Origin of the sequence: Tissierella sp. P1, from assembly GCF_002266425.1 — a bacterium.
GTDB classification, from domain to species: Bacteria; Bacillota; Clostridia; order Tissierellales; family Tissierellaceae; genus Tissierella; species Tissierella carlieri.
This window is the reverse complement of record NZ_NPMN01000035.1, coordinates 1-18500: the sequence shown is the minus strand read 5'-3', so window position 1 is coordinate 18500 and position 18500 is coordinate 1. Positions and strand designations below refer to the sequence as shown.

General features: G+C 29.2%; 18 protein-coding genes, 4 tRNA genes, 1 pseudogene and 1 other annotated feature. Of the genes and pseudogenes, 1 reads left to right on the top strand and 22 read right to left on the bottom strand.

The features are described from left to right. Window positions 1–17 precede the first annotated feature (17 nt). The 16 genes and pseudogenes from queA to asnA form a co-directional block, all read right to left on the bottom strand. Window positions 18–1043, bottom strand: coding sequence for a tRNA preQ1(34) S-adenosylmethionine ribosyltransferase-isomerase QueA (gene queA, locus CIW83_RS18825; RefSeq protein ID WP_094904011.1), 1026 nt, complete (start codon window positions 1041–1043; stop codon window positions 18–20). Window positions 1044–1262: 219 nt separating this feature from the next. Next, entirely contained in the window at window positions 1263–2630 is a 1368-nt protein-coding gene (locus tag CIW83_RS18820; RefSeq protein WP_094904010.1) for a SpoIID/LytB domain-containing protein, read from the bottom strand. A 26-nt stretch (window positions 2631–2656) separates the two neighbouring features. After that, a pseudogene (ruvB, locus tag CIW83_RS18815) lies at window positions 2657–3668 on the bottom strand (Holliday junction branch migration DNA helicase RuvB). A gap of 14 nt (window positions 3669–3682) precedes the next feature. Further along, the gene (gene ruvA, locus CIW83_RS18810; protein WP_304440627.1) at window positions 3683–4273 is read right to left on the bottom strand and encodes a Holliday junction branch migration protein RuvA; all 591 of its coding nucleotides are present in this window, start codon (window positions 4271–4273) and stop codon (window positions 3683–3685) included. Window positions 4274–4293: 20 nt separating this feature from the next. Then, on the bottom strand, window positions 4294–4788 hold the full coding sequence (gene ruvC, locus CIW83_RS18805) for a crossover junction endodeoxyribonuclease RuvC (protein ID WP_094904008.1): 495 nt from the start codon (window positions 4786–4788) through the stop codon (window positions 4294–4296). Window positions 4789–4867: 79 nt separating this feature from the next. After that, window positions 4868–5380 carry a BofC C-terminal domain-containing protein gene (locus CIW83_RS18800; protein WP_094904007.1) on the bottom strand — a complete coding sequence of 171 codons (513 nt, stop codon included), beginning with the start codon at window positions 5378–5380 and terminating at the stop codon, window positions 4868–4870. Window positions 5381–5531: 151 nt separating this feature from the next. Beyond that, window positions 5532–6164: a CBS domain-containing protein gene (locus tag CIW83_RS18795; protein WP_094904006.1), complete on the bottom strand. Its 633-nt coding sequence runs from the start codon at window positions 6162–6164 to the stop codon at window positions 5532–5534. Between the two features lie 20 nt (window positions 6165–6184). Beyond that, complete coding sequence (locus CIW83_RS18790) at window positions 6185–6919, bottom strand: hypothetical protein (protein ID WP_094904005.1); 735 nt, start codon at window positions 6917–6919, stop codon at window positions 6185–6187. 173 nt (window positions 6920–7092) lie between these two features. Next, window positions 7093–7584, bottom strand: a complete 492-nt coding sequence (locus tag CIW83_RS18785) for an endolytic transglycosylase MltG (RefSeq protein WP_094904004.1) — start codon at window positions 7582–7584, stop codon at window positions 7093–7095. 26 nt (window positions 7585–7610) lie between these two features. Continuing rightward, window positions 7611–8624: a transglutaminase domain-containing protein gene (locus CIW83_RS18780; RefSeq protein ID WP_094904003.1), complete on the bottom strand. Its 1014-nt coding sequence runs from the start codon at window positions 8622–8624 to the stop codon at window positions 7611–7613. 220 nt (window positions 8625–8844) lie between these two features. Next, complete coding sequence (locus tag CIW83_RS18775) at window positions 8845–9489, bottom strand: zinc dependent phospholipase C family protein (protein ID WP_094904002.1); 645 nt, start codon at window positions 9487–9489, stop codon at window positions 8845–8847. 69 nt (window positions 9490–9558) lie between these two features. Next, window positions 9559–10095, bottom strand: coding sequence for an O-acetyl-ADP-ribose deacetylase (locus CIW83_RS18770; protein WP_094904001.1), 537 nt, complete (start codon window positions 10093–10095; stop codon window positions 9559–9561). A 49-nt stretch (window positions 10096–10144) separates the two neighbouring features. Beyond that, window positions 10145–11287 (bottom strand): glycosyl hydrolase family 18 protein, encoded by a 1143-nt coding sequence (locus CIW83_RS18765; RefSeq protein ID WP_158220177.1) that lies wholly within the window; start codon window positions 11285–11287, stop codon window positions 10145–10147. A 131-nt stretch (window positions 11288–11418) separates the two neighbouring features. Then, window positions 11419–11805 carry a hypothetical protein gene (locus CIW83_RS18760; protein ID WP_094903999.1) on the bottom strand — a complete coding sequence of 129 codons (387 nt, stop codon included), beginning with the start codon at window positions 11803–11805 and terminating at the stop codon, window positions 11419–11421. 192 nt (window positions 11806–11997) lie between these two features. After that, window positions 11998–12450 (bottom strand): GNAT family N-acetyltransferase, encoded by a 453-nt coding sequence (locus tag CIW83_RS18755; RefSeq protein WP_094903998.1) that lies wholly within the window; start codon window positions 12448–12450, stop codon window positions 11998–12000. A gap of 133 nt (window positions 12451–12583) precedes the next feature. Beyond that, window positions 12584–13564, bottom strand: coding sequence for an aspartate--ammonia ligase (gene asnA, locus CIW83_RS18750; protein WP_143598595.1), 981 nt, complete (start codon window positions 13562–13564; stop codon window positions 12584–12586). Window positions 13565–13754: 190 nt separating this feature from the next. Next, window positions 13755–14000, bottom strand: a binding site (T-box leader). Between the two features lie 359 nt (window positions 14001–14359). Here asnA and CIW83_RS18745 point away from each other — a divergent pair. Beyond that, window positions 14360–15154: an MBL fold metallo-hydrolase gene (locus CIW83_RS18745; protein ID WP_094903997.1), complete on the top strand. Its 795-nt coding sequence runs from the start codon at window positions 14360–14362 to the stop codon at window positions 15152–15154. Window positions 15155–15349: 195 nt separating this feature from the next. Here CIW83_RS18745 and CIW83_RS18740 read toward each other — a convergent pair whose 3' ends face one another. The 6 genes from CIW83_RS18740 to CIW83_RS18715 form a co-directional block, all read right to left on the bottom strand. After that, window positions 15350–15904, bottom strand: coding sequence for a flavodoxin family protein (locus CIW83_RS18740; protein ID WP_094903996.1), 555 nt, complete (start codon window positions 15902–15904; stop codon window positions 15350–15352). Window positions 15905–16273: 369 nt separating this feature from the next. After that, entirely contained in the window at window positions 16274–16957 is a 684-nt protein-coding gene (locus CIW83_RS18735) for an N-acetylmuramoyl-L-alanine amidase (protein ID WP_094903995.1), read from the bottom strand. Window positions 16958–18056: 1099 nt separating this feature from the next. Next, window positions 18057–18133, bottom strand: a tRNA-Arg gene (locus CIW83_RS18730). 3 nt (window positions 18134–18136) lie between these two features. After that, a tRNA-Gly gene (locus CIW83_RS18725) sits at window positions 18137–18210 on the bottom strand. A gap of 67 nt (window positions 18211–18277) precedes the next feature. Beyond that, window positions 18278–18352, bottom strand: a tRNA-Gly gene (locus tag CIW83_RS18720). A gap of 22 nt (window positions 18353–18374) precedes the next feature. Then, a tRNA-Tyr gene (locus CIW83_RS18715) sits at window positions 18375–18459 on the bottom strand. Window positions 18460–18500 lie beyond the last annotated feature (41 nt).

The window sequence follows — 18500 nt, the reverse complement described above, 5'->3', positions numbered from 1 at the left end:
TCCTCCTATGATATCCCCTATTTTATAAACATGGCATCGCCAAAACTAAAAAATCTATATTCTTTCTCTACGGCTATTCTATATGCATTAAGTACATTTTCTTGAGTAGCTAATGCACTTACTAGCATAAGTAAAGTTGATTCAGGCAAATGGAAATTTGTAATTAATCTATCTATAATTTTAAACCTATATCCTGGATAAATAAATATATCTGTCCATCCTGATTTAGATATAATCTTTCCATTTTCATCAGCCACAGTTTCTAAAGTCCTTGTAGAAGTAGTGCCTACAGATATTACTTTTCCACCATTATGTTTAGAATTATTGATTATTGCAGCAGCTTCCTCTGAGATATTGTAATACTCTGAATGCATATGATGATCTAAAATATTATCCACCTTAACAGGTCTAAAAGTACCAAGTCCAACATGCAAAGTTATATATGCTATATTGACCCCCTTATCTTTAATTTCATCTAATAATTTATTAGTAAAATGAAGACCTGCTGTAGGAGCAGCGGCAGAGCCCTTATTCTTTGAATAAACGGTTTGATACCTTTCCCTGTCATCTAATACCTCCGTTATATATGGAGGTAAAGGCATTTCACCTAATTTATCTAAAATCTCTTCAAATATTCCTTTATATTCAAATCTTATAATTCTAGTTCCATCTTCTTCTATTGATAAAACTTCACCCTTCAAAATTCCTCCACCAAATTCTATTATATGTCCAGGCCTAGCCTTTTTCCCAGGCTTCACTAAAGACTCCCATACATTATTTTCTATTCTCTTAAGAAGTAATATTTCTATGCTTTCTTCTTTACCTATTCTATTACCAAATAGTCTAGCAGGTATTACTCTTGTATCATTTAATACTAAACAATCTCCTTTGTCCAAGTATTCTATAATATGTTTAAACGTTTTGTGCTCTATTTCCCCGGTTTTTTTATCCAATATCAACAATCTAGATTCCTCTCTATTCTCTAAAGGGTGTTGAGCAATTAGATTTTCTGGCAAAAAATAATTAAAATCTTCTCGTTTCATTAAACCATCCTTCTTTATTATAATTATTGACCACAATACAATTCTTTTATCCAATTATATTTAAAATGTGAATATAATTTTTTAGCTATTAGTTATTTAGCAACTTTTTCATCTAAATTTATAAATCATATAAATTTATTCTATTATCTTAGACATTTAATTACTAAGCACTTTTTTATCAGGCACATTAATATTCTAGCCTATCTATCGATTTACATATTAATTATTTGGTAAGACATCTATCCCAGTATAATAATATTTAAGAATCTCCTCGAAATCATATCCTAATTCAGCCATTTTCTTAGCTCCAAACTGGCTCATACCTACTCCATGACCAAAGCCTTTTCCTTCTATCACTATTTCGGAAGACGATACTGGATAAAATTCTCCTATGGATTCTACTCTATCTTTTCCAATAGCCCTATTCACCGTACTTCTTGTTACTGTCTTTTTTTCTTTCCCATCTATTATATAGGCTTTACTAGTATCTATAGTTTGTGGTTTGAGTGTATCTCCGCTTATAACATAAACTTGACTACTTGATGAATTAGCATTTCCACCTTTTATGCTAAACCAAGAACTCTTAAATTTCGTAGCACCTACTAAGTTTCTAAATTCGGTTCCACCTATAGTTTTTTCTCCTTTAGTTCCAATTATTTTCACTTTGTTTACCTTACCAGTAGAGGTCGCATCAATAACTTCAATTCCCTGTAAATCTCCAATGTTTATTCCAGATGAAACTAAATTATTGTTTAATTCATTAATATTAATACTAAAATTCCAGATACTATAAGGAGATTCACTAGAAAAGCTATCTTCCACAGACTTTAGATATGGCAAATCTCCACCCCATACATTTACACTATCTTCTGTAAAACCACTACTAGTTGAATGGAATATCGCCTCTATTACTTTTCCATTGTAATATGCAAATATATCCTTTGTTTCATCTACAGCTAGATTAGTTGAAGGTCTTTCATACTCAAAGCCTGAATATACTTGACAATGAGTCGTATCACATAAATTAAATCCTTCTGCTGAATGTTTCTTTATATTTGAAAGAGCAAAGCTCCTAGAAGCTACTGCCTGTGCTTTTAGCGCTTCAATATGAAAAGTTGCTGGCATTTCTGCTGGAACTACCCCATATAGATAATTCTCAAGATTTACATGATTTATAACAAAAATCTCATTATTTTTACTGACTAATCTAATATAATCTCTATAACGATCTTTTTCAACCTTTATTAATTGATTATCTAATGTATTTTGAGAAATTAAAACACTTCCATCTTTAGGTAAAGTAAATACAATATTGTTTTGAGAATTAACTAGATTGATACCATCTTCTCCTAATACAGCCTTAATACTAGTTTCACTTATACTCCCTATAGAATTATCTTTATTATTTAAATCAAATAGTAAAAAACCACTATCACTTCCAAGATTAATTACATTATTCTGTACTATGGGTTTTGTCAGTCTAATATCTATATATTGAGTATTAATTGAATTGGCATAAGATATTTTAACAGGTAATAAAATTAACAGCAGTATACAAATTAAAATTCTAGGTATCTTCCTATTCATTGCCTTACTCCTTCCTATGTCATTTTTTATTGTTCCTCAGTATAGGGAATTCCAAAGTGGTCATATGCTTTTTTAGAAACTACTCTTCCTCTAGGAGTTCTATTTAAAAATCCTATTTGCAAAAGATATGGCTCATATACATCTTCTATTGTAATTCTTTCCTCTCCTGTTGCGGCAGATAATGTATCTACACCAACTGGTCCACCGTTAAAATTTTCTATTAAAGTGAGAATTAATCTTCTGTCTACACTATCTAGCCCTAACTCATCAATTTCAAGGATTTCTAAACCCTTCTTTGCCACTTCCCAGGTAATTACACCTTTTTCTACGACTTGAGCATAATCTCTTACTCTCTTTAATAATCTATTTGCAATTCTAGGAGTTCCTCTAGATCTTCTAGCTATTTCCAGAGCTCCTTCATTTTCAATCCTTATATTCAATATATCAGCAGACCTAACTATAATCTGTTTAAGACTCTCCTCATCATATAATTCCAAATTCAGCATTACACCAAATCTATCCCTAAGGGAGATGTTAAAAGTCCAGCTCTAGTAGTTGCACCAATAAGTGTAAATTTAGATAAATCAAGCCTTACTGATCTAGCAGAGGGGCCTTTACCTATTATTATATCTAAAGCAAAGTCCTCCATTGCAGGATATAGTATCTCTTCTACAGTTCTATTAATCCTATGTATCTCATCAATAAATAAAACATCACCTTCTGAAAGATTAGTTAAGATACTTGCTAAGTCTCCCGGCCTCTCAATGGCAGGTCCTGATGTTACCCTAATATTAACTCCCATTTCATTTGCAATAATATTTGCCAAAGTTGTTTTACCTAGCCCGGGAGGTCCATATAATAAGACATGATCCAATGATTCATTCCTTCCCTTAGCTGCTTGAATAAAAATATTTAATTTTTCCTTAGCCTTATCCTGACCTATATATTCAGTAATCCATTTAGGTCTTAATGTTAATTCACTTTCCAATCTTCAGTTCTCAAACTTCCAGCCACTATTCTATCATTAGTATCTTCCATATATTAACACCTTCTTAATGTTTTGATAATTTTCTTAATGCTTCTCTAATTATATCTTCAATATTCATCTTAGATATATCCATTGTCCTAATAATCTTTTCTATTTCTAATCTAGTATATCCTAATGACATCAAACCATCTATTGCTTCATGATAATCATTAGGCTTAATTCCACTAATATTATCTTCTACGACCTCAATATTCTTGTCTATTCTATCTTTAAGTTCTAAAACCATTCTCTCGGCAGTCTTTTTACCAATACCTGGTGCTTTACATAAAATATCTAACTCTTTTTTTATTACAGCTACCTTAATCTGATTTGGTGTAAGTGTAGATAAGATTCCTAATGCACTTTTGGGACCAATTTTAGAAACCATCTGAAGTAGCCTAAACATATTAATTTCTTCTTCTGATGTAAATCCATAAAGAAATAATCCATCTTCTCTTACATTAAGGTATGTAAAAATCATTGCATTTCTCATACCTAATTCAAGTTGAAGCATTGAGTTAGTAGATGTAAATATCTTGTAACCTATCCCGTTATTCTGTAATACTATATAATCTTCTTTAATGGATACTACATCTCCAATAATAAATTCAAACAATATATTCACCCTCTGTAATATTATTTCATTCTAAAGGATTCTTTAAATTTAATAGAACTACCATGGCATATAGCAACTGCTAAAGCATCTGCAACATCATCTGGTTTAGGTTTTTCTTTTAAGTTCAATAATATCCTTACCATCTCTTGTACTTGACTTTTATCTGCCCTACCATATCCTACAACAGCTTGTTTTATTTGTAGAGGAGTATATTCATATATATTCATACCTTTGTTAACAGCTGCTAATATTTCTACACCGCGGGCCTGTCCAACTTTTATTGCTGTTTTTACATTCTTATTAAAAAATAATTCTTCAACAGCTAAATCTTCCGGCCTGTATTTTTCTATAATTTCAGTAAGTTTATTATATATTATCTTTATCCTGTCGGGAAATAAAATATCTGAGTCCGTTGTTATACATCCATAATCAATAGCCTTAAAATTATTTCCATTGCACTCTATAATACTATATCCAACTATTGCAATCCCTGGATCAATTCCTAGAATTATCATCCATAATCTCCCTTCTATAAATATGTATATTATTGTATCATATTTCCAAAGAAAAACTAAGTTAGAATTTCTAACTTAGTTAACTAATAAAATTCTCTAGAATTTCAGATAATTCTTCCTCACTATCTACTACTATTCCTTCAACTATTTTTTCTTGATCAATTTCCATTAGTAGTGAGATAGGATAATCTATAAATACTTTTTCTACTATCCTTTCACCATTTTCTCCTATCCGAAATATAGCTATAAAACCATCTTCCTCTCCTACGACATAATGGTTCTCACATAAATGATTTTTGGTAATCCCTAATGTTATTTTGTTAGATGAATATGAAATTATTCTTTTATTTGGATAATTTTCATCCAAATATTTAGTATATTCATCTCTGGTCATATTAACAAATTCATCTTCTACTACTTCAACTTTTGTAACGACATGATCACACGCTGTATAGTGAATTCTCTCTTCTATAAATGTATTTGGAGAAATTCTACTCTCCTCGTTTAATATTTCTCGCCCCGAATGCTTTGACATATCTGTTTCTTTTTCACTGACTTTGCTAATGCTTTTTGGATTTAATTTTTTACTCATTAATTGATAACCAAATATAAAACTTATCAAAAACAAAGTTAAAGAAAAAAAAGAAAATAGGTAAAATTCTATCTTTTTTCATAAATATCCCTCCAGATTACTATCTAGAGGGATATTCTATCCATTTTAGGAATTTTTATACATTCATCTATTATTTTGTTACCTCACCAATCTTAAAACCTGCAGATTGAATTTTATCAACTAATTTATCTACATCATCGGTATCAACCCTAAGTATAACTTGAATCAAATCTAGTACTTTTGGGTCCATAATAGCAAAATTTATTATATTTATATTTTCTTTTCTAATTAAATCTGTAAGTCTTGCTAATTGACCTGGTAAATCAAACATATTTACAACAATTCTTGTTCCTTTATCTATTCCAAATATCTCTGAAAAAGCATTAAATATTGCAAAATGAGTTAATATACCTACAAATTTATTGTTAGAATCAAAAACTGGTAAGAATGGTGTTCTGAGTTCCTTCAAAAGGTAAGAAGCTTTTTCAATCCTCTCATCTGCAGAAATCGATTCATAACTGTTATTATATATTTCTTTTACTTTAGTATTACTTAAATATTCATCCTTATTACATTTTCCAGACTCTAAGTAATTTCTATAAACAGCTTCTTTCATAAGAATACCCTTAAATTCATTGCCATCTAAAACTGGTAATGATAAAAAATTTCCTTCATTGATTTTCTCAAGGGCACTACCTAAGTTTTCTTCTAATTCAACTGTAGTTAAATTTCCTTTTGATAACATATAATTTCTAATAAACATCTAAGCTCCCCCTTTAACTATTATCTATATCTCTTTAATACTCTATCATTTAGCCCATACCAGTAGGCTTCTTTATAGAGTTTTAAACCATCTTTAAGTACTACTTTTACTATTTCTTTATAAATATTATTTAATTCCTCCAAAGTTAATATACCGTCATCTTCCTTAATTCTATACATTCTTGAATTATATTCTATCGTTAACTGTTTATCTAAATGTCTATTTAAATTAAAAACTTTTCCTTTTAACAGCTTATTACAATAGTCCTTAATAATATTATATAGATGTTTATTTAGCCTTTCACTTTCCTGAATCTCTTCACCAATCATAGCTTTAATATCTAACACTTGCTTTGTTGTATTATCAAAATGATACAAATATTTACTTTTATATAATTTATCTAGAGGTATATTGTTTACTGTTGTCTTTTCTAAAATATTTACCCAAGAATTATTAAAATAACCATGTTTGTACCCTTCAAGATAAATAAATAATTCTAACCGATTAATATCTTCATGAATTAGTTGTCCAAGATTTAAAGATATAAAATGATTACCCTTCCTTTGCTTTAAAAATTTGCTAATATGTTTTTTAAGATGATGTATAGATACGTATTTGGGGCAGATATTTGTAATGTTTTCTTCTAAATCGTATAGATTAAGGAGGATATGTATGCAGTTAATATCATTTTTATAAAGAAATTTATATATTAGTCCATCATAGATACTACATATATCATTATTTGCTATTGCCACATCAATACCTCCTTTTTATCAATTGTTGACAATCCTTAGATGTATTAAACATTGTAACTACAAATTTTTAAAGGACAGTAAAGACTATTATACTACATAATTCTTCATAATTGATTAAAAATATATAATAGTTTTTTTACAAAAACTTAATATCTTAGATAAATGTTATATAGCTAATTGGGCCTTTTAGTTAGAATTTCTATTATTTCATCATAGGAACTATTTAATTCAATTTTATATCTCCCAGTAACAATTTTTTTATCTAATTTTTTATCTTTGACAAATAAAATAAATTCATCTATATTATCTATCAAGTTTGCATTGTAAAGCTGCTTTGAAACCCTAGTTAGACTAGAACCGCTCTCCACAACAATTTCTCTCTCTCCTACCTCTACCTTTATTTCTTCTATATCTTTTGGTACTTCCTTCATTTCATCATTTGCTGATTCCATAGTATTTTCTTCATCTGCTAACTCTTCCATATTTATTACATCTATGCTCTCTTTTAAACCAACCATCCCTAGACCTCTTGCTCTTTCCATTATTATATCGTCGGTCAAATCTATATATTCAATCTTAGGATAAAATGAATACAAAGTACTAGCAATAATAATACCTATACCTACTCCTAAAAATAAATATGTAATCTTAATTTTTTTGTCCATAAATCAACTCTCCTTACATATCTTATCTAATAATAAAACTCAAAACTTACTATACCATATTCTTCGTCAACAGAGTATGAATAACTCTTCAAGCTTATTAATTTATAATTTTCATACACAGTATTTTCAATAATTTCATTTAATAATATGTTTTCATTATTGAAATTATTTATCTTTATTAATAAATGTGACTTTCTTTTTAAAAGAATATTTCTTATTTGATCTTTCAATTCATCTTTTCCATTTACAATAAGGTCATTATATTTAAAATAATTATATTTTTCTCCATTTGCAGATGGATAGTCTTCCTTATTCCAAGTATGTGATTTAGATATTTCATCATCATTTAAATTAAAAAAATTATATCTTATTATATCAGAGCCATCACTTGTCACCGGGTCATCCCAAGTAGCATCTATATGGTAATACTCATCTTCTATTTTCACTAGATTCCACGCATGATTTTCTCCCTTGGATTCTCCGATTACTATCACGGATTCAATTCCTATACCATCTAATAAGTATTTCATAGATTTCGCATATCCTTCACATACACCACGCCCCAATGCTAATATCCCATAACTAGAATAGGACTCAGGGGGTACTACTCCACTTGTAAATAGTTTATCATCATATTTACTGTTATTAATAATATAATCATGTATGGTTAATATTTTTTCATAATCAGACATCTCTGGTAATATATAATTTGATATAAACGTCTCTCTTATCTTTCGTATTTCCTTTTGATGATTATTTATATCTTTCTTGGATTTTGAATAAAAAAGACTTAAATTCCCAAACTGATATTCAGCTGCTTTATAATACATTATCTCAGGATTCTCATTAGATATTTCTTCTAAAACATTAAATATCTCTTTAGGGTCTTTGAATAAAGCCATGCTTTTAATATCTATTCGTTCCTTGCCCTCCAGCAATCCTTTTTCAAGCTCTAAATAGAGCTTAGATCGTTTATTAACTTCTACTGGATTTTCGTCTGTATTTACTCTTAAACTACCTTGTAAAGAAGTATCGTACATATTATATCTTGAAAAAAAATATACAAAAGCAATTATAATTATAATAATCTCTACTAAAATATTTTATTAACTTTTTTCTCATAATTTCACTCCTCAATATCTTCACTAATAGTATATAATAAAAGTTATAATACTCCAACTAGAAAGATGGTCCTAAAATAAAAAACAAACCTTTTAAATTTTTATTTAAAAGGTTTGTTTATAGCAATATATCTAAAAATTAAAACTCTAACGCAAAATGACTATCTATTTCATCTGAATATGCTGTAATAGTATCTAATATGAAGTAGGATATTTTTAGATTTAGAGAGAGTGCAAAATTCAAATCATTCTTAAAACCTATTTTTAATGAATATTCTTCTACAACTTTATCAATGTATTCTTTTATAGTATTTCTTAACTTTGTTGTAGGAATATCATATATATCCAAATCATCAATATTAATTACATTCTTTTTAAAATCATGATTTATCGCAAAATCATTTAATTGCGATTCATATTTTATATGTTTTATCATACTATCCATAAATGTCCATCTATTCGCGTGGGGAAGACACACATAATCACTTAAATAATGAGAGATTATTCCTATTTTTTTACTCAATATTTTTATTGCTAATGGATCTAGTATTTTATTGAATTCTAGATATCTACTAATAAATATGACCTTCATGATTTCCTTAGCAATATAATTTAAGCTTTCATCTTTATAATGTCTAATAAATTTATATTGAGGCAGCATATCAGGACATACTGATCCCCACAATAATTTTTCTTTATCTAATTTTAAACCATATATATCAAATACATTATCATATATTTTCGATGCAATAATTTTATGAGAGTCTGAGAATATTTTAAACACCCCTTTGCAAAAACTTACGTCCCACTTATAGTATAATAATTAGAAAATAAAGTCAACATAAAATATATATCAAAATTGTAATAATTTCTCATTTAGATAATTATTATACAGTAAAAAATCATCATTATTGAAAAGAACAAAGGTAATATCTAAATCAGTCTCTTCTTTATCAATGAAATCTATAACTGATTTTATTGCAATTTTCATAGCATTTTCAATGGGATAACCATATGCTCCGGTCGATATAGATGGAAAGGCAATTGTTTTGATATTATATTCCTTAGCAAGATTTAGAGAACTATAGTAAGCATTATATAATAATTTTTCCTCTCCTAATATTCCATCTTTATATATTGGACCTACTGTATGTATTACATATTTACTTGGAAGATCTCCAGCTGTAGTTATTCTAGCTTCTCCAGTAGGGCACCCCCCAATCTTTTTACATTGCTCTAAGATTCTTTTTCCTCCAACCCTGTGAATAGCACCATCAACACCTCCACCTCCTAATAAAGTGTTGTTAGCAGCATTTACTATAGCATCCGCCTCTATTTTTGTTATATCTCCTAACATAGTCTTGATTTGTGCCTCTTTATATTTAAACATAAAATCACTCCTATAAATTAAATATTAAATCTATTTCTTATTTTACATATTAATTTAGCGCTCTATCCAAGCTATCCCAGACATTAGCAGTTTCAAAACCTTTTCTCCAAGAGGCTATGCCAGCCAATTCATACTTATGGATTAATGAAGCTTTCTTATCTAAGGATTTTGCATCTTCTAACCATATTTTATATATAATATTATCTTTTTCTATTTCCCCATAGTATTGTAAAGAATTATTATCCCAAATTAAATTAATATTATTTTCTAATATAAACTTATTAGCCGTTTCCATTGACAATGCTTGAGAAGATAATTTTCCATCCTTTTCTATCCATAACCTTGTATAAAAAGGTACTCCTAAGATTAGCTTATCGTTGGGAATATATTCCAATACACCTAGTATACTTTTCTCAACCCATGGATATTCTGCCACTGATCCAGCAATAGGACTACTGGCCCAGTGTTGATCATATGCCATTAGAATCATATAATCAACAGCTTCCGAAAGCCTTTTCCTATCAAAACATAAAGACCAATTTTCAGATGTGGACATACCTGTCACATCCATAGATACGCTCATTCCAGCCTCTTTAAATACCGGATATAACTCTCTTAAAAATTGAGTAAGAAAGTCCTTAGTCTTTAGATGCACATTCTCAAAATCAATATTAATCCCTTGAACTCCATATTCTCCATAAAGATTTAATATATCTGCTATCAATTTTTCCCTTATGCTGCTTTTAGATAAAAGTTCATGAGTTAAATCTGGATCAAAATTATTATTAATTAATGGCCAAATTTCATAGCCCAACTCATTATACTTTTTCACATACTCTATATTTCCTTTATCTAATATATTTCCATTATTATCTATAATAGAGAACCATGTTGGTGATATTATGTTAATGCCAGGAATTTCATCTATTCCTTCTGCATTTTGTATCTTTCTATAGGTATAATCCCAAGTTAAATTTATAATTTCTCTACCTATATCTTGAGTGTCTTCTTCAATAGATTTTTCTACTTTAAACAAATCTTTAGTATAATTTATTTTTAAATATTTTTTTTCAATGAATCCTGGTATTCCGTCTATGGTCCTTACTTTATACCAAGATTCATATTCTGCATATACATTTAAAATAGTTCCTGCATTGATATCTTTTGCTACAATAGGCGATTTTATATCCAAATTACTTCTTATTACAGCATCTTCTCCAATAACTTCACCCTTTAAATAAAGTATGTCACCGTAATCAAGTACAACAGCATTTGTTTCTTCAAAATAACTAATATCTATACTGTAATTCTTTAAGATTATATCTATAGGAATATATATTTTTTCATTAAATTTTTTATTACATTTGTAATAAAAAATTCTTTGTTATTAATACTTGCAGTCGTATCATCTAATTTATATCTAAGAACCTTTTCTTTATCAGTAATTATTAATGTTTCTTCTGAATCATCATAAAATATATCATTATCTACAAAATATTCAATAGTTGGAAATGAAAGATACAATATATCCTCATAAAATAGCACTGCATCTTCACTATCTACCTCCTGATCTTCAACAATTAAATATAAATCGTCAGAATATGCAATTACTTTTTGACTAGGACTTATATATTGTTCATAATAAATAAATCCACCAATAGTCCCACCTAAAATTAATATTAAAAGCAGAATTACTACATTTCTTTTCAATTTATTCCCCCCTTGTCTGAGCAAAATAATATTTTATCCTACTTACATAGTATAATGTAAAGTATACGTTTATACAAATGCAATTAATATTAATTTAGTTATAGTATCATATGAACTAAAACAGGCAGTCAAGTTTAAACCTAAATCTAGACTACCTATTAATATATGAAGTAAAAAGATTATGAAGAACTATTATTTAAAAATCCATTCATATACACATTTTTGCCTCTCTCCATCTTGATACATTTCATTATAAGGTGGCAAATCTATTATTTCTTTAAGTTTAAGACCTACTTTCTCACAAGTTGCTCGAGATGGAAAATTATCTGGATTACAGGTTATTATCAATCTATCCATTCCATGAGCAATTGCCACCTGTTTAATAATTCTACAAGCCTTTGATGCATAACTATTTCCTCTATGAACTTTTATAATACTATAGCCTATATTACCGCCATAGTATATGTTCTCATTGTATCCAATACGAATATCAATATTACCTATACTATCATCTGAATTGTGTATAGTAATTCTATATTTATATGCAGGTACATAACCTTTTTCATCATTGGAAGGTGTTTTATCTTCTATCTTTAAATCTATTTCACCATCTGTTAGAAAATCAAAATCTTTGAACTCAAACATCAGTATCCCCATCCTTTATTTAATTATAAATACTTCTTTTTAAGTATAAACTCCTATAATTTTAACTCTTCAAAAGAACTTGACTCTCAATGGATTTCAAAACAACTTTCTATAATGATTCAATAATATATTTCTATAATAGAAATATATTATTCTCCCTACATTCCTGTAGTATTTCTTCTGTCCAAACTGATGCCTGAACCTCTCCGATATGTTTTTTCTCTAAAAAAAACATACATATTCTAGACTGACCAATTCCACCTCCAACTGTAGCTGGTAATTCCCCATCTAACAATTGCTTATGGTATTCTAAGGATTTTCTTTCTTCAGCATTAGCTATTTTTAATTGTTCTTTTAATGCTTCCTCATCAACTCTTATTCCCATACTGGACAATTCTAAAGCAGAATTTGTTGTAGGATTCCAAAATATAATATCTCCATTTAAGTTCCAATCATCGTAATCAGGAGATCTTGTTCCATGAGGTTTACCTGAATTCAATTTTCGTCCAATCTTTGATAGAAATACTGCTCCATATTTTTCTGTTATAAGGTGTTCTCTTTTCTCTGGAGTTTCATTAGGATATAGATCCTCCAACTCTTGAGTAGTAATAAACTTTATATCTTCTGGTAATTTGTGGGTAAAAATTTTCGGATATAAACTATCTATATATCTTTCAGTTTCTTTAAAAACATCATATATATCTTTTACTATCTTAATTAAATAGTCTGTCGTTCTATCACTTTTTCCTATTACCTTCTCCCAATCCCATTGGTCAACATAAATAGAGTGTATATTATCTAAAATTTCATCTGGACGTATAGCGTTCATATCTGCATAAAGCCCTTCACCAATATGGAATCCATACCACTTTAATGCTAATCTCTTCCATTTTGCTAGAGACTGTACTATTTCAATCTTCTCATTATATTTTCTCATTTCAAAAGACACTGCTTTTTCTACTCCTGTAAGATTATCATTTAATCCACTCTTTGGTGTTACAAATAATGGAGCTGATACTCTAATTAAATTTAATTTTTCTGATAATTTTCTCTCAAAATAATCTTTTATTTCTTTTATTGCTATTTGAGTTTCTCTTGGGTTTAACTGTCTCATCTTTTTTCCTCCTAATTTAAAATTCATAATAACAAACGAAAAGAACTGTTCCATTTGTTTGCCTTCTTCAGATTATTTTACGCAGTTTCACAATTCAAACCTATTCAATTGCTACTTAGGATATAATTCAGTGGTGTCCGTTAGGACCTAACGTTCGTTGTGTTAGGTCATAAAAAAACCTTTCATCCAAATAAAGGACGAAAGGTTAAATTCCGTGGTACCACCTTAGTTAGCAATAAGCTCACTTAAATAAGTACGGACTTTACAGTCGATACTCTATAGTCGATATCAGGCTATCCCCGTCTAGGCCTACTCTTTTACAATTTCGGTTAGATGCTCAAGAATGTTCTTCGCTTATTGATTTATATCGGATTTCCACCATCACCGATTCTCTATAACATCTTCAATAAACTACTCTTTCTATCAAAGCGTTATTTTTAAATTATAATTAGTATAGCGTGGTATTTAACTAAAGTCAAGAGAAAATAAAAATATTTTTAAAATTTATTTATGTAAACTAGTTTCTAGATGAAAGTTGTAATCAAATAATTGAATTATTAAATCAGGGAAGATTGTCTATTTTTTCATACTATATAAAGATTATAATCAAATCTACCACTATACATAGTTAACCTATCTCTGGAAGGCTTCTTAGCTCCCCTATCAATGTCACAAATTCGATCTTGAAGCATTCATTTTATTATGGTAAACTTTTCATATATATTACCAAGTAAATTTTTTTAAACGATATACACTTATAAAGCGAACTTATATAATCTTGCATGGAGGAACAGTATGAAAATTACGGTATTGGTTGAGAATCAAACTAAATGTGAATTAAAAGCCAAACATGGTTTATCATTATACATAGAAACACAAAATCATAAAATTCTATTTGACTTAGGTCCTGACAATACTATTTTTGATAATGCTAAAACAAGAGGTATTGATCTTTCTAAGGTTGACACAGTTATTATCTCACATGGGCATATGGATCACGGTGGAGCTTTAAGTTGCTTTTTGCAAATCAACGCAACTGCTAAAATTTATGTGCAAAAGAAAGCATTTGAGCCACATTATAGCAAGTTCATTTTTCTGAAAATGAATATTGGTATTGACGATAGACTTGAAAACCATCCACAGGTTGTCTTAGTCGAAGGTGACTACGAAATTGATGATGAGTTAAGCCTGTTTACTGTAAGCCACACAGATAAATGTTATTCTAAAGCGAATGATGCTCTATTTGCAAAAGGTCAAAAAGATGATTTTTTGCACGAACACAACTTAATCATTAAAGAAAGCCAAACAGCACTTATAATGGGATGTGGTCATGCAGGTATTGTGAATATTATGGAAAAAGCCAAATCATATCATCCACAACTATGTATTGGCGGCTATCATTTATTTAATCCATTGACTAAAAAAACTGTATCTACAGCCTTATTAAATGATATTGCACAAGAGTTGAAAAAGTACCTCCAAACCCAATTCTATACATGTCATTGCACAGGAACAGAAGCATTTCAGTTTCTATCACAACAAATATCCAATCTGTTTTATCTGTCATGTGGAGAAACAATTGAATCCTAATTTATAAAATTATGAGTATTCACTTGATATGAGTGATTTTATATCCATTAAAGCTAATCCCAATTACATTGCAATGAGGACAGCCGAGTTATGACCGTCTGCCTGTCCTTTTTATTGATAATGTTATTTGAAAAACGTTTTAATGCACTATGCGAATCATCTTCCTTAAAATAGGTTGCTGCTTATAATAAAATATTACTCATTAAAGTATCTTAAAATACTTTTTACTCCTAATAACGCTGTTTCATCCTCCTTAACAGGTTTATTATTTGTGTTATGACTAAATACTACTGGTAAAATATCATAGACATTCATATGACGAAGTAAGCAACAAGCAGTATCATAAGCCTTATTAATATTATCATCTCCACCGCCTACAACAATCACTGCACCTTTTTTTGCTTTTTTAATCGGTTTTTCTTTTCTAAAGAATCTGGCACAGAAATATGTTTGTAAGCGACTACCTATATTTAACAAAGCTCCTGTTAATTCTGAAAAATAGATTGGTGAAGCAATTAAAATATTATCACACTCTTCTATATATTTATATATCTCCTGCATTCCATCATTTATGCAACAGCCTTCACTTTCCCAGCAATATCTACAATCAATACATGGATTAATATTAATATCATTATCATATACATTGATAATTTTATACTTACCTCTTAAATTTTCTAAGACTATATTTATTAGACTCACAGTATCGCCATTTTTTCTTGGAGAACCATTAAATATTAATGTTTTCATCTCTTCACTCCCTTCTATAAACAATCTATAAATTTACATCTTAAAATTGATGTACAATATATCAGGATTCTACCATATAAATGCAAAAAAATATATTACATTCTTTCAATAAATATTATAGAGTATCTAGGAGAATCTAACTCTCAGCCTTTTAAGCTAATCGTAACTTATTTACAAAATTAACTTTTATCCTATACATTAGATATTTGTTTCACATAATTTAGTTAAATTAATATAATAATATTAGGCATTATACATGCCTTATCAAAAGTTCGTTATCTTAATTCACCCAAATAGATAAAACACCCCCATATATATAAAGAGACCTTTAAATAGGTCTCTTCTCTATTTAAAACAAAATATCCTAGATTATTCTAGAGTCTTATTATATCTATGGAGAACTGTTATAAATCTTTCTAATGTGATAGGTTCCTTAGGACTTGTTCCATCAGTTAGACCTAATTTTATTGCCCATCCCATAGCTTCCTTTGCCCAGACACTATAGCTTTCTACATCTATAGTTTCTTTGATTCCCAGATTATTTAAAACTCCTTTAGATATTGCTAAAGCTAATTCATCTTGTTTACCTCTTAGAATTTTACAATCTTCTATATTAGTAATAAATCCTAATTCTATTAATGCACTTGGCATAATACTTTGCCTTAATACTGCAAAGTTAGCTATTTTTATTCCTCTGTCTAATGTATATACTTTATTTTGTAGTATGCTGTCTTGAATATATTTTGCTAGTGTAGTACCTTTACTGCTGCTAGGATAACTGTATGTTTCCACACCTTTAGCATTTACACTTTCATCTGCATTACAATGTATAGATATAAATATATCTGCGTTAGCTTTATTAGCCATAGTCGCTCTTTCTGAAAGTTCTATAAATATATCTGTAGTCCTTGAATATAGCACATCTATATTGTATCTTTTTAAAATTTCACCTACTTTTAAAGCTACAGATAAATTTATGTCTTTTTCTCGTAAACTATTGCCTAATGCTCCTGGATCTTTGCCTCCATGGCCTGCATCTAAAAATACTTTCATTCTTATTCTCCTTTCTCAATATATCAATAGCTTGAGATATTATAGAGAGATATACTCTAATTAACTATGTATTCTCAGCTATAGATAATAATTCATTTACAATACATCCTATTATTACTGTATATTTTATGAAACATGTCTCAAAATATATGTCTAATTTATAAGATATTAACATTATAATTAGTCCATGTCTTTCTTATATATTTCTGATTATTCCAAACCCTTTGATATTTCTATTTTAAATTTCATTTCTAAATATATGAATTTTTTCTTCATCTTTAATTGATTTTTCATAAATTTTTGATATCATTTATGAGTATATTTATTATGATTATATAGAACCTCATTTCAACTAATTTCCTCATACTCCTAGTAGTGATACTTTTTTCTATATAGGCTTTTATCTGCATTAATTCACTATATCACTCTTTTTAAAATAATAATTAACACTTTAGCATCATTTACCATATAATATATTAGGACCTAAAGGATCCTAATATAATAATTAATCATTTCTTATTTTAATCCGGAGGTATTTGTTATGACTGACAATAAAGTGCGTGGCAGTTGGTTTGGTGGAGAATGTGGTATGGACACTTCTTTACTATTCTTCTTTTTAATTCTAGTGATTATTTTCTTTAACTGTGATTTCTTCTGATTTAGAATAATGGAATCGGGGCTTGCCCCCGATTCTTTTTTATACTTCTTTAAGTTCCTTAATAACTATAAATAAAAACCATTCTATTTTATATTTGCAATATTACTAGAGAGTATAAATGTAGCCAAAAACTTAAAAATGCCCTCAGATTAATCTCCGAAAGCATTGTCTCGACCTTTTATAATCAAATTATACTATAATTAATTCTATTTCATGATACTTTTTCTTTAACTATGGTAAAGTATGGGGAGTAAAATAATAAGGATAGACCATAGAAATCAATCTATAATCTACCCTCCTGAAATTGGAACATATATTGATAGTTAATAAAAAACAGCGCACAGATCATTACAATGTCCCGTCTATTATAACTTTGTCTATAGGCTGTATTTATATATAGAAAAAGACATAACTTCCCATTGATGGAAAGTCATGTCTTTTTGGCGTACCCTGAGGGAGTCGAACCCCCGACCTTCTGGTTCGTAGCCAGACACTCTATCCAGCTGAGCTAAGGGTACAAATGGAGCGGGTGAAGGGGATCGAACCCTCGCAACCAGCTTGGAAGGCTGGGGCTCTACCACTGAGCTACACCCGCACAATTGATTATAAAGCTATTATATTAGTTAAAAAAATGAAGAATATATACTCTTCATAAGAATCTGTGGAGCGGAAGACGAGATTCGAACTCGCGACCCTCGCCTTGGCAAGGCGATGCTCTACCACTGAGCCACTTCCGCATGTATTTTCTTTAATTAAAATTGGTGGAGGAGACTGGATTCGAACCAGTGAAAGCTTAGCTAACGGATTTACAGTCCGTCCCCTTTAGCCTCTTGGGTACTCCTCCCTGCTACTTAAGTGCCCTAAAGGACTACATTTTAGATTAAT

Coding starts and splice junctions, on each gene's coding strand:
- CIW83_RS18820 (WP_094904010.1), bottom strand. CDS start 2,630: ATGAATAGGAAGATACCTAGAATTTTAATTTGTATACTGCTGTTAATT.
- CIW83_RS18785 (WP_094904004.1), bottom strand. CDS start 7,584: ATGGACAAAAAAATTAAGATTACATATTTATTTTTAGGAGTAGGTATA.
- CIW83_RS18735 (WP_094903995.1), bottom strand. CDS start 16,957: ATGAAAGTATTTTTAGATGCAGGCCATGGAGGCAAAGATCCAGGAGCA.
- queA (WP_094904011.1), bottom strand. CDS start 1,043: ATGAAACGAGAAGATTTTAATTATTTTTTGCCAGAAAATCTAATTGCT.
- ruvC (WP_094904008.1), bottom strand. CDS start 4,788: ATGATAATTCTAGGAATTGATCCAGGGATTGCAATAGTTGGATATAGT.
- CIW83_RS18745 (WP_094903997.1), top strand. CDS start 14,360: ATGAAAATTACGGTATTGGTTGAGAATCAAACTAAATGTGAATTAAAA.
- asnA (WP_143598595.1), bottom strand. CDS start 13,564: ATGAGACAGTTAAACCCAAGAGAAACTCAAATAGCAATAAAAGAAATA.
- CIW83_RS18780 (WP_094904003.1), bottom strand. CDS start 8,624: ATGTACGATACTTCTTTACAAGGTAGTTTAAGAGTAAATACAGACGAA.
- CIW83_RS18795 (WP_094904006.1), bottom strand. CDS start 6,164: ATGTTTATTAGAAATTATATGTTATCAAAAGGAAATTTAACTACAGTT.
- CIW83_RS18800 (WP_094904007.1), bottom strand. CDS start 5,380: ATGAGTAAAAAATTAAATCCAAAAAGCATTAGCAAAGTCAGTGAAAAA.
- CIW83_RS18770 (WP_094904001.1), bottom strand. CDS start 10,095: ATGTTTAAATATAAAGAGGCACAAATCAAGACTATGTTAGGAGATATA.
- CIW83_RS18740 (WP_094903996.1), bottom strand. CDS start 15,904: ATGAAAACATTAATATTTAATGGTTCTCCAAGAAAAAATGGCGATACT.
- CIW83_RS18755 (WP_094903998.1), bottom strand. CDS start 12,450: ATGTTTGAGTTCAAAGATTTTGATTTTCTAACAGATGGTGAAATAGAT.